Source organism: Aminobacter sp. P4_D5 (assembly GCF_056401815.1).
In genome coordinates this window covers 1-11,078 of record NZ_JBFUIP010000177.1, presented here as the reverse complement: position 1 = coordinate 11,078, position 11,078 = coordinate 1, and the positions used below count along the sequence as shown (strand labels likewise).

11 protein-coding genes are annotated in these 11,078 nt (G+C 61.3%); all 11 read right to left on the bottom strand.

Annotated elements, in window-relative coordinates:
- On the bottom strand, positions 1-946 hold a 946-nt coding region (locus tag AC1DWF_RS26290), incomplete at its 3' end, for a lipid-A-disaccharide synthase (protein ID WP_476842224.1).
- Positions 943-1,836 (bottom strand): LpxI family protein, encoded by an 894-nt coding sequence (locus tag AC1DWF_RS26285; RefSeq protein WP_476842223.1) that lies wholly within the window; start codon positions 1,834-1,836, stop codon positions 943-945. The genes AC1DWF_RS26290 and AC1DWF_RS26285, both read right to left, overlap by 4 nt.
- Entirely contained in the window at positions 1,823-2,656 is an 834-nt protein-coding gene (lpxA, locus tag AC1DWF_RS26280; RefSeq protein WP_476785615.1) for an acyl-ACP--UDP-N-acetylglucosamine O-acyltransferase, read from the bottom strand. Before lpxA ends, AC1DWF_RS26285 begins: the two co-directional genes overlap by 14 nt.
- A 12-nt stretch (positions 2,657-2,668) precedes the next feature.
- Complete coding sequence (gene fabZ / locus AC1DWF_RS26275) at positions 2,669-3,133, bottom strand: 3-hydroxyacyl-ACP dehydratase FabZ (protein ID WP_476787573.1); 465 nt, start codon at positions 3,131-3,133, stop codon at positions 2,669-2,671.
- The gene (gene lpxD / locus AC1DWF_RS26270) at positions 3,126-4,184 is read right to left on the bottom strand and encodes a UDP-3-O-(3-hydroxymyristoyl)glucosamine N-acyltransferase (protein WP_476804273.1); all 1,059 of its coding nucleotides are present in this window, start codon (positions 4,182-4,184) and stop codon (positions 3,126-3,128) included. Before lpxD ends, fabZ begins: the two co-directional genes overlap by 8 nt.
- Positions 4,185-4,256: 72 nt before the next feature.
- Positions 4,257-6,626 (bottom strand): outer membrane protein assembly factor BamA, encoded by a 2,370-nt coding sequence (bamA, locus tag AC1DWF_RS26265; protein ID WP_476804274.1) that lies wholly within the window; start codon positions 6,624-6,626, stop codon positions 4,257-4,259.
- Positions 6,627-6,846: 220 nt separating this feature from the next.
- Complete coding sequence (rseP, locus tag AC1DWF_RS26260) at positions 6,847-7,983, bottom strand: RIP metalloprotease RseP (protein WP_476804275.1); 1,137 nt, start codon at positions 7,981-7,983, stop codon at positions 6,847-6,849.
- Positions 7,984-8,065: 82 nt separating this feature from the next.
- Positions 8,066-8,896, bottom strand: coding sequence for a phosphatidate cytidylyltransferase (locus AC1DWF_RS26255; protein WP_476783172.1), 831 nt, complete (start codon positions 8,894-8,896; stop codon positions 8,066-8,068).
- Positions 8,897-8,904: 8 nt separating this feature from the next.
- A complete protein-coding gene (locus tag AC1DWF_RS26250) occupies positions 8,905-9,624 on the bottom strand; it encodes an isoprenyl transferase (protein WP_476783171.1) in 720 nt (239 codons plus the stop codon).
- 31 nt (positions 9,625-9,655) lie between these two features.
- Positions 9,656-10,210: a ribosome recycling factor gene (gene frr / locus AC1DWF_RS26245; RefSeq protein WP_476783170.1), complete on the bottom strand. Its 555-nt coding sequence runs from the start codon at positions 10,208-10,210 to the stop codon at positions 9,656-9,658.
- 45 nt (positions 10,211-10,255) lie between these two features.
- A complete protein-coding gene (gene pyrH / locus AC1DWF_RS26240; RefSeq protein ID WP_476787577.1) occupies positions 10,256-10,978 on the bottom strand; it encodes a UMP kinase in 723 nt (240 codons plus the stop codon).
- Positions 10,979-11,078: the final 100 nt, after the last annotated feature.

Below are 11,078 nucleotides of genomic sequence, written 5' to 3'. Positions count from 1 at the left end.
GTGCGGCACTCCACACTGTGATCAGGCTTTGAACCACGCGCATGAACGTGTCGAGCTTGTAGGACGACAGCATCGGCACACGGGCAAGCGCGAGTTCCAGCGACACGGTTCCCGATGCGATCAAGGCCGCGTCGGCTTCGCCGAACGCCCGCCACTTGTGCTGCGGATCAAGGAGGATCTCGGGTTTTTGCGGCCAGCCGGCGACAGCTTCTTCGACCAGGCCGGCGACATGCGGGACGGTCGGCAAAAGCAGGCGCATCTGGTGGCCGCGGGCGCGCAGGATCGACACGGTCTCCCCGAACGGCCCGATCAGGCTGCGTACTTCGCCGCGTCGCGAACCGGGCAAAAGCAGCAGCGTCTTTTCACGATCGGGCGCAAGCGCGCCCTTGCCGTCCTGCATCGCCGCGGCAATGGCGATGCCGGGGTCTGTTGCCAGGCGATGACCGACGAAGGTGCCATGCGGACCGCCGAGGCGCGCAAGCTCAGCCGGCTCGAATGGCAAGATGCACAAGATCTCGTCGACATGCGGCTTCATCGCCTTGGCCCGCCCAGGCCGCCAGGCCCAGACGCTCGGGCAGATGTAGTGGACGATCGGAATTTTTGGGTCGAGAGCGCGAACCTTCTTGGCCACCCGCAATGAAAAATCAGGGCTGTCGATGGTGATCAGGCAATCCGGCTTCTCCTTGGCGACGAAGCGCGCTGTCTCACCAATCCGCCTGATCAGGCGCGGCAGATCGCGAATGACCGCAGTCAGGCCCATCAGCGCGATCTCGCCGGCGTCGAACAAAGGCGAAAGGCCAAGTTCCTGCAGATGGCGGCCGCCGGTGCCGACCAGCTTGACTTCGCGCCCGCTCATGCGCTGCAGCGCCTGCACCAGATCTGCGCCCAACAGATCGCCGGACTCTTCGCCGGCGACAATGGCAATCTTGAGTGGCGGCAAGCTCATGTGTTGCTTCCCTTGCCAGCCAGGCCGACGACAAACAGGCCGAGTGTGTCCGCACGGTCGATCAGCTCACCAAAATCAAGCACAAGCGAGCGCCCGGCTTCGACGCCGATGCCAGCTAGTCCTGCGGCATGCGCAGCGTCGACCGTCGAGGGACCGATTGTCGGCAGATCGGCGCGCAGTTCCTGTTTCGGCTTGGCGCATTTGACCAGAACGCCGCGTTTGCGCCCTGCGATCCGCCCATTGTTGCGCAGTTCGCGCACGCGTTCGAGCAACAGGTCGGTGCCTTCGATGCCTTCAAGGGCAATCGCGCGACCGCCGATCGCAACAGCAGCCTGCCCGACATCGAGTGCACCGATGACACGCGCAGCTTCGAGCCCGGCATTCAGGTCGGCCCAATCGCCCTTCTGGGGCGCATGAGCGCCCATTGGTCCTTCGACCGCCAAAAGCTCCGGCACGATCTGATGGGCGCCGACGACCTTGATGCCATAGTCCTCGAACGTGTTGACCAGAATGCGCAGCAATCCGTCGTCTCCGCGTGCCAAAGCCGTCAGCGCACGTGGCAGCAGGCGAAACAGCATCAGGCTTGGACGGATAGAACGCAACCTTGGGCGCCGGCTGACCCCGCCGGCGAGCACGACATGCGTAATGCCCTTTTGCTTCAGAAGCGGCAGCAGCGAGGGGAACTGCTCGATCGCAAGTGTCTCGCCCGCATAGCCAGCCAATCTGGTTCCCGGATCGGTCTCGCCTTGGAGACGAACGACAAAGGGCGAGTGGCCGCCCTGAGCAAGGCTGTYGGCGACATTGACCGGAAGCCGGCCGCTGCCCGCGACGACAGCAACCTTGTCGGTCGCGGAAAGGTTTATCTTCTTTCCGCCCTCAGCTTTCGTCATCGGCGGCGTCGTCGGAGACGGCGTTGCGGAGCGGCGGAACCGTGAAGTGGCGTTTGCCGCGTGCCTGGATGAAATCGAGAACGTCGCGAACGATGGCCGATCCGGCGAACTCGCGTTCGACGGCCGGGATGTTCTCGGCCACGGAGCGGGCGGGATCGAAAATCATCTTGTAGGCCTTGCGCAGCGCAAAGATCTCCGCGCGCGGCACTCCGGAACGCTTCATGCCGATGACGTTGAGGCCACGCAGTTTGGCGCGGTTGCCCATCACCATGCCGTAAGGGATGATGTCGCCATCGACGATCGCTGCGCCGCCGACAAATGCATGATGACCGATACGTGTCATCTGGTGGACGGCAGAGAGCCCGCCGAGCGTCACATTGTTGCCGATCTCGACATGGCCACCCAGGGTCGCCAGATTGGCCATGGTGACGTTGCTGCCGAGCACGCAGTCATGAGCGATGTGCGCGTAGGCCAAGAACAGCCCGTTATCACCCACAGTGGTCTCGCCACGACTGGTGTCGGTGCCGACATGCATGGTTACGCCTTCGCGGATCGTGCAGTTCTTGCCAACCACCAGCGTCGTGCGGCCGCCCTTGTGCTTGTTGTTTTGCGGTGCTGCGCCAAGGGTCGCCATCGGGAACACCTTGCAGCCTTCGCCCAAGGTCGTGGCGGCCATGACCGAGACGTGGCTGATCAGCTCAACGCGATCGCCAATGACGGCTTCGGCGCTGACATGGCAAAATGGTCCGATGTGGACGCCCGCGCCCAGCTTTGCACCGGTTTCAACGACGGCGGCGGGATGAATGAAAGTTTCGCTCATAGACGTTCTTGCTTATTCCTTGGGTACCATCATCGCCGCGACCTCGGCTTCGGCTACGACGACGCCATCGACACGCGCATGACAGGCAAATTTCAGGATGTTGCCGCGCTTCTTGATCTTTTTGACGTGAATTCGCAACTGGTCGCCAGGAACGACCGGTTTACGGAATTTGGCGCCGTCAACGGTCATCAGGTAGACCAGCGAGGGGGTTTCGTCGATCACCAGGCGCAGGCAGATGGCGCCGGCGGTCTGGGCCATCGCCTCGATGATCAGCACACCTGGCATGACCGGATGGCTCGGGAAATGCCCCTGGAAATGCGGCTCGTTGACGGTGACGTTCTTGATGCCAACCGCCGAGTCGTCGCCATCGATCTCGACGATCCTATCGATCAGCAGAAACGGATAGCGATGCGGAAGGATCTTGAAAAGGCCTTGGATATCGACGGCTTCGAGCGTCTTGGTTGCCTGGTCAGTCATTGCTCCCACCCTCCTTTGGTTTTCCCTTGGCCAACTTCTTCAGCAGCGCGAATTCGCGCATTGCCTCTTTCATCGGCTTGGCCGGATAACCGGCCCAAACCTCGCCCGCAGGCACGTCATGCATGAAACCGCTACGCGCAGCCAACTGGGAGCCTGCGCCGATGGTCAGATGGTCAGCGAGGCCGACGCCACCGCCCATCATCACGTTGTCGCCGACAACGACCGAGCCCGAAATACCTGAAAGGCCCGCGATAACGCAATTGCGGCCAATGCGCACGTTGTGGGCGATCTGGACCAGATTGTCGATCTTGGTGTTCTCGCCAATGATCGTGTCGGCCAGCGCGCCGCGATCGACAGTGGAGTTGGCGCCGATCTCGACATTATCCTGGATAATGACACGGCCAATCTGAGGAACGCGTTCGGGTCCACGCGCACCACCGGCGAAGCCAAAACCATCCTGACCGATGCGAGCACCCGCATGGATGATGACGCCATTGCCGATCAGCGCATATTGGATCGAGCAGTGCGGGCCGATGTAACAATCGCGTCCGACCTGCGAGGAACGCCCGATGACCGCATTGGCGGCTATCACCGTGCCGCTGCCGATAGCGGCATTGGCACCGATGACCGCACCGGCCTCGATGATCGCGCCGGCTTCGATATGAGCGGTCGGATCGATGTGAGCGAATGGTGAAATGCCTGAGATACCCGTCACGCCAACCGGGCGTTCAGCCTCGGGATAAAGCAGCCGCCCGATGCGGGCGAAGGCCTGTTGTGGACGCGGTGTAACCAGAACGGCGATACCGTCAGGAACCATGCCTGCAACGTCAGGCGTGCAGAACACGGCAGCGGCTGAAAGTGTCGCCAAGGGCTTTGCGTTGCGCTTGCCGTCGACAAACACCAGGGCGCCATCGCCACCACTGCTTGCTGCAGCGATGGTCGAAATGGCGATATGGGAGTGCTTGGGGTCGACGAGTGTCGCACCGGTGAGGCCGGCCACCTCGCCCACCGTGAAGCGGCGTGACGGCACAAAAAATACCGGATCCGTCATAAAATACTGTTCCAGCCAAGCCGGGTAACCGTCTTCCGGGCCACGATGGCCCGGAAGGATCGTTCCGCGCGATTAGAAGCGGGTCGAAATGCCGAAGTTGAATTCCTGCGTATTGTCGGTGTCCTGCTTGGCAATCGGCATCGCATAGTCGATGCGAAGCGGACCAAACGGCGAGGCCCAGAGCAGACCAATGCCAACGGACGCACGCCACTGCATGTCGGTCGATACCAAGTTAACACCAGGGGTATCAATCCCGCTGCCATAAAGTGTGGCAGCGTCTGCAAAGACTGCGCCACGCAGTCCGAAGCTCTCCGGCACAACAGGGATCGGGAACTGCGCTTCAGCGGTAGCATTAAAGTATGTCGTGCCACCGAGGTGGTCGCCACCATTCAGATCGAACGGACCAATACCATTATACTCGAAACCGCGGATCATGCGGTTGCTGTTGTTGAATTGGTCGAACACGCGCAGACCATCGTCACCGAAGCCTTGGACATGGCCGGCGCCGCCCGAAACCAGGCCTACGATGTCCAATTCTTCCGACAACGTCTGGTAATAGGTGCCGCGACCGCTGACTTTGACGAACTGGGCATCGCCACCCAGACCTGCAACTTCCGTGGTGAAGTTCGCATAGATGCCATTGTGCGGGCTCTTCATGTCGTCAACGGTGTTGTACACTAGCGTTCCGCTGACAGACGACTTGATCCACGGGCTATCCTGCACGCCATCAACGATCGCCGGCGAGATACTGCAGCCAGCATCTGGAATCCCGTTGCCGTCGGTATCGCACTCATTGGAGAGGTTATACTCCTCCTGCGACAGGTTATAAGCCAACTGCCCCGAGATGTTGTCGGTGATCGGCAGGCCGAAGCGAACCGTTCCGCCGGTGATGTCGCTGTCGTACTCGTCGTAGTTTCGCGTCTGGCGATAGATGTCGAAGCCAGCAGCAATACGACGTCCGAGGAAGTACGGCTCGGTGAACGAGAAGCTGTAGTCACGCGAGTTCTTGCCGCCACCGGCCGAGAACTTGATGAACTGTCCACGACCGAGGAAGTTGCGCTCGGTGATCGAGCCCTCGATCGACGGGCCCTCGTTTTCGCCACCGGTCGAATAACCAGCGCCGATCGAGAATTCGCCGGTCGACTTCTCGACCAGGTCGACAACCAGCACAACCTGATCGGGCTGCGAACCGGGAGCGGTCGAAATCTCGACCTTCTCAAAGAAGTTAAGCGCTTCGAGGCGCTTTTTCGCGCGCTGGATCAGCACCTGGTTGAAGGCATCGCCCTCGCTGACGTCGAATTCGCGACGGATCACGAAGTCGCGGGTGCGTTCGTTGCCGCGGATTTCGATGCGCTCGACATAAGCCTTGGCGCCTTGGTCAACCGTATAGACGACGTTGATGGTGCGCGTCTCGAAGTTGCGGTCACCGCGCGGCGTCACCTTGGCGAAGGCATAGCCCTTGCCGGCGACATTCTCGGTGATGCCGATGATCGAGTCTTCGACGTTCTTGGCATTGTAGACGTCGCCCTTGCGGGTTTCGACCAGCGACTGCAGCTGGGCGCCATCGATCTCCGGGATCGTGCTCTCGACCGACACGTCACCAAACGTATAACGCTGACCTTCGTCGACAGTGATCGTGATGGTGTATTGGTTGGTTGCTTCATCGAGCTCGCCAAAGGCCGAAACGACCTGGAAATCGGCATAGCCGCGATTGAAGTAGAAGCGGCGCAGCGCCTCTTCGTCAGCGCGCAGACGATCTTCGTCATAGATATCATCGCGCAGCATGAAGGACAGGAACGACGAGCGCTTGGTCGAAATGACGTCCGAGAGGCGACGATCGCCAAAAGCACTGTTGCCGACGAAATTGACCGCAGCGATCTTGGTGCGGCCGCCTTCATTGATCTCGAACACCACGTTTACGCGGTTCTCGCCGAGATCCATGACCTTGGTGCCGACGGTGACGTCGTCGCGACCGACGCGTTTGTAGGCTTCCTTGATCGTCGCTGCGTCAGCATCGAGTGCGGCTTGCGAGAACGCGCCGCGCGGCTTGAGCTGGACTGCACCGGTGAGCTGCGCGTCCTTGAGCTTCTTGTTGCCCTGGAACAGCACCTGGTTGACGACCTGGTACTCGGACACCTGAACCACCAGGGTCGAACCGACCTGATTGATCCGGACGTCGGAGAACAGGCCGCTGCCGAACAGCGCCTTCACCGCATCATCGATGTCGGTGTTGGAGAACGACTTGCCTGGCTTGATGGTGATGTAGTTGCGGACGGTATCCGCATCGACGCGCTGATTGCCGCGCACTTCGACCCGGTTGACCACAGCCGCCTCTGCGGCCGACACGGCAACAAACTGAACCGTCACTGCTGCCGGAACGGCCAACGCGGCGGAAAGAGCTACCGCGGACGCGGCGCTCGCAAACTTAAGTGCTGCCTTCATTGGCCTCTGTAACCTTTTTCTCGAAGTCCCCACGGCGAGAAAACCGGACGTCGCGGTAAATTTCTCGTACCGTATTAACCGGATTTTCCCTACACGCAAGGCTTCTAGTTAATTTGTATTTACTTACCTTGCGAGCGTGACTTTCGCGTCACGCATATCACCCCAGATGGTAAACGCTCCCATAACGGGACCCCTGGCCGTCTAAAATTTCTTCATGAATTCAGCATCCAAACAGGTCGTTCCAGAAAACGAAGCCCATAAAAGCAAGAACCAGAATCATCCCCACGCGGTATACCGCTTCCATCGCCCGTTCGGAAACGGGGCGGCGGATCACCGCCTCCACGGCATAGAATGCGAGGTGGCCGCCGTCCAGCGGAGGAATCGGCAAAAGGTTAAGAAAACCGATGCCGACCGACAAAAGCGCAACCAGTTGAACCAGCCATACAAAGCCCAGCTGAGCCGCCTTGCCGGCCATGTCGGCGATCTTGACTGGTCCGCCGAGCTGGCACTTGTCCTCGCGTCCGACGACGAATCGCGTCAGGAACTGGCCGGTGCGCTCTATGATGTGGCCAGTCTCCGAAACAGCCTGAACAAAGGCGCCGCCTGGGCTGTAGTTGATCAGCCGCGGCTGCCCCAACTCCTCGTTGTTGACCACGCCGATGACGGCGACCTTGACCGAGTTACCGAGCGCATCCTTCTGCTCCACCATCTCGGGCGTCGCCGTCACGGTGATGTCCTTGCCGTCGCGCATCATCACGAAGGTAATCGGATCGCCGCCACGCCCTGACACCAGGCGCTGCACGTCGGAGAAGGTTTCGACCGGGCTGCCATCGACACTGACGAATCGGTCGCCCGGCTGGATGCCGGCGTTTGCCGCCGGGCTTGCCGCACGCACTTCGGCGACCGTCGGCTCCATGACATAGCGGCCATAGGCCGAAAATAGCACGGTGAAGACGGCAATCGTCAAAAGGAAGTTGAACACAGGGCCAGCAACGACCGTTGCGGCACGCTTCCAGACCGGCTGGGTGTGAAACGCGACATTGCGTTCCTCGGGCGTGAGATTTGCATCCTCGCTGCCTGGCGTCGAGGTGACGTTCATGTCGCCAACGAATTTGACGTAGCCGCCAAGGGGAATTGCGCAAAGCTTCCAGCGCGTGCCGCGGCGGTCGTTGAAACCCAGCAACTCCGGTCCAAAGCCGATCGAAAAGGCCTTAACGCCGATCCCGCACCAGCGGCCGACGAGGTAATGACCCATCTCATGCACGAATACGACGACGGTGAGCACGAACAGGAACGGCACGATGGTGCCGATCAACAGTCCGTCTGTGCTCAGGAAGGCAGGTAGATACTCGTTCAAATCAAGCCCTCAACCAGATACCATCGAGCCCCAAATGAGGCGTCGTGCCTTGCCCGAGGCTTACGCCCCGCGCTTCGGTCGCTCAGGCTGGAAACAGTCCCTGCGCCGGATGATCGGCCGAGCCTGACATCCAACCGATGACGTATAGGGCAAATGCCGCCGCGACAAGCCCGTCGACCCTGTCCATCACGCCGCCATGGCCAGGGATCAGCGAGCCCGAATCCTTGTAGCCGTGCCGGCGCTTGACCCAGGATTCGAACAGATCACCCGCCTGCGAGATCACCGAGAGCAGCAAAGCGACGATTGCCAAGGCGAACAGGTTGCCGACGCCGGCAACGCTGGCAAGCAAAAGCCCCGCCACAACGCCGCCTACGGCACCACCAAGCGCGCCGCTGCGAGTCTTGCCAGGCGAGATGGCAGGCGCAAGCTTGGGCCCGCCGATCTTGCGGCCGACGAAATAGGCGAAGATGTCGGTCGCCCAGACAACCGCAAACAAAAACAGGATGGCAATGAGGCCGGCTGCGTCATTGCCGCGCAGCAACGCCAGAGACAGCCCGGAGAGCGCGGCATAGCCGAATCCGGCTGCTTCCCAGGCCATTTCGCCGCGCAGCCGGCCCACGCCCCACAGAATCACCGTGGAGGCACCAGCCAGGCCGATCAGCGCCAGTGCGGGCACCCCCGCAACCAGTGCACCGGCAAACAGCAGGATCGCCACTTCAGGCAGCATGGCAAGGCCGCCCACGGGCCAGCCTGCGTCGCTCGTCGGTCGCGACATGCGCGACCACTCGTAGAATATGGCAAGGGCTATGGCCGCCGAGAGCAGCCGGAAAGGCATGCCGCCCAGCCACGTCAGCAGCAGTACCGCTGCCGCGAGCACGATCGCCGAGATTGTACGCAGCTGGAGATTGCTCATGTCAGTGGTCACAAAGCGACGTCGCGCGCGGCAAGCCCGCCAAAGCGGCGTTCGCGGCCGGTATACTCGCGCACGGCCTCGCTCAGATGCTCGCGGGTGAAATCCGGCCAGTAGCAGGGCTGGAAAACAAGTTCGCTGTAGGCCGCTTGCCATGGCAGAAAATTGGATAGCCGAACTTCGCCACTGGTGCGGATGACCAGATCGGGATCAGGGATGCCCGATGTGTCGAGCTCTTCGGCAAACCTTTCCGGCGTGATGTCCTCACCCGAAATCTCACCACGCTTGACCGCCTCGGCGAGCTTGCGCGCCGCGCGCGCGATCTCGTCGCGTCCGCCATAGTTGAAAGCGATGACCAAGGTCAGCGAACCGTTGCCGGCGGTCAGCGTTTCGGCTTCCTCCAGCAGGGAACGGATGTCGGGCTGCAAGGTCGCGCGATCACCGATGATGCGGACACGCACGCCGCTATTGTGGAGTTCTGCCAGGTCGCGGCGAATGAAGATCTTAAGCAGCCCCATGAGGTCGGTGACCTCGGATTTCGGCCGCGACCAGTTTTCCGAAGAAAACGCATAGACCGTCAACCAGGAGATACCGAGGTCGGCTGCCGCGCGAACGGTGCGGCGCAGCGCTTCGACGCCGGCACGATGTCCTGCAACGCGCGGCAGGCCGCGGGCCTTTGCCCAGCGACCGTTGCCGTCCATGATGATCGCGACATGCGCGGGCGTAGTCATCCGTTCGCTTTCGGGCCAGTCTCAGGCCGCCTTAGACTTGCATGATCTCGGCTTCTTTGCCCGCAAGCAGGCTGTCGATCTGGCTGATCGTGTCGTCGGTCAGCTTCTGCACCTTCTCAGACTGGACGCGATGGTCGTCCTGGCTGATGTCGCCGTCCTTTTCTTCCTTCTTGAGCACGTCCATGCCGTCGCGGCGCACGTGGCGCGCCGCCACCTTGGCATTTTCGGCATAGGTGTGCGCGATCTTGACCAGCTCCTTGCGGCGCTGTTCGTTCAGCTCCGGCAGCGGAATGCGCAGATTGGTGCCGTCGACAATCGGATTAAAGCCGAGATTGGATTCGCGAATGGCGCGATCGACAGCGCCGACCATCGACTTGTCCCAGACCGAAACCGAGATCATGCGCGGCTCGGGCACCGACACGGTCGCGACCTGGTTGAGCGGCATGGCCGAACCATAGGCCTGGACCTGGATCGGGTCGAGAAGGTTGCTTGAGGCGCGGCCCGTACGGAGCGAGGCGAGATCGCTCTTGAACGCGGTGATGGCGCCTTCCATGCGCCGCTGAAGATCGTTGTAGTTCGAGCTCATCAAAGCCTCCTTGGTCCCGAAACCCCGGGACCGTCGTTCCAATTGTCAGGCGTCCGCAACAACCGTGCAGCGACCGCCACCTCTCAATATTTCGCCGAAACCGCCTTTTTCATGGATCGAATAGACGATTATCGGAATGTTGTTTTCGCGCGCAAGAGCAATTGCTGCCGTGTCCATGATCGACAGGCCTTTTGCAATGACTTCCGCATGCGTAATGCGCTCAAAGCGGGTCGCATCGGGATCCTTCTTCGGATCGGCCGAGTAGACACCGTCGACCTGCGTGCCCTTGAACAGCGCATCGGCGCCAATTTCGGCAGCACGAAGTGCCGCGGCCGAATCGGTGGTGAAGAACGGGTTGCCGGTGCCGCCAGCGAAGATCACCACCTTGCCGGCGTCCATGTAGGCGGTGGCCTGGCGCTGCGAGAAGCTTTCGCAAAGCTCAGGCATCGCGATCGCCGAAAGCACCACGGCATCGACGCCAAGCTTGACCAGCGAGGTGCGCAGTGCCAGCGAATTGATGACGGTGGCGAGCATGCCCATGTGGTCGCCGGTGACCCGGTCGCCGCCCTTGGAGGCAACAGCCACGCCGCGGAAGATGTTGCCGCCGCCGATGACAACGCCCACCTCGACGCCAAGCGCCCTCGCCTCAGCGATATCAGATGCGATGCGGTCGACCACCGACACGTCGATGCCAAAATGCTGCTCGCCCATCAGGGCTTCACCCGACGCCTTGAGCAGAACACGCCGGTAGAGCGGCTTGGCGGTCATGAATTCCTCACGGCTGTTGAAAGATCGGGAGTTCCGATACACGAAGGGCGCCGCGATGTCACGCGGCGCCCTTCGGCTATCCTCAGGAAGCGCTTGATGC

Bases quoted from the DNA above. Each gene is read 5' to 3' on its own strand.
- lpxA (WP_476785615.1), bottom strand. From the start codon at position 2,656: ATGAGCGAAACTTTCATTCATCCCGCCGCCGTCGTTGAAACCGGTGCA.
- fabZ (WP_476787573.1), bottom strand. From the start codon at position 3,133: ATGACTGACCAGGCAACCAAGACGCTCGAAGCCGTCGATATCCAAGGC.
- lpxD (WP_476804273.1), bottom strand. From the start codon at position 4,184: ATGACGGATCCGGTATTTTTTGTGCCGTCACGCCGCTTCACGGTGGGC.
- bamA (WP_476804274.1), bottom strand. From the start codon at position 6,626: ATGAAGGCAGCACTTAAGTTTGCGAGCGCCGCGTCCGCGGTAGCTCTT.
- AC1DWF_RS26255 (WP_476783172.1), bottom strand. From the start codon at position 8,896: ATGAGCAATCTCCAGCTGCGTACAATCTCGGCGATCGTGCTCGCGGCA.
- AC1DWF_RS26250 (WP_476783171.1), bottom strand. From the start codon at position 9,624: ATGACTACGCCCGCGCATGTCGCGATCATCATGGACGGCAACGGTCGC.
- frr (WP_476783170.1), bottom strand. From the start codon at position 10,210: ATGAGCTCGAACTACAACGATCTTCAGCGGCGCATGGAAGGCGCCATC.
- pyrH (WP_476787577.1), bottom strand. From the start codon at position 10,978: ATGACCGCCAAGCCGCTCTACCGGCGTGTTCTGCTCAAGGCGTCGGGT.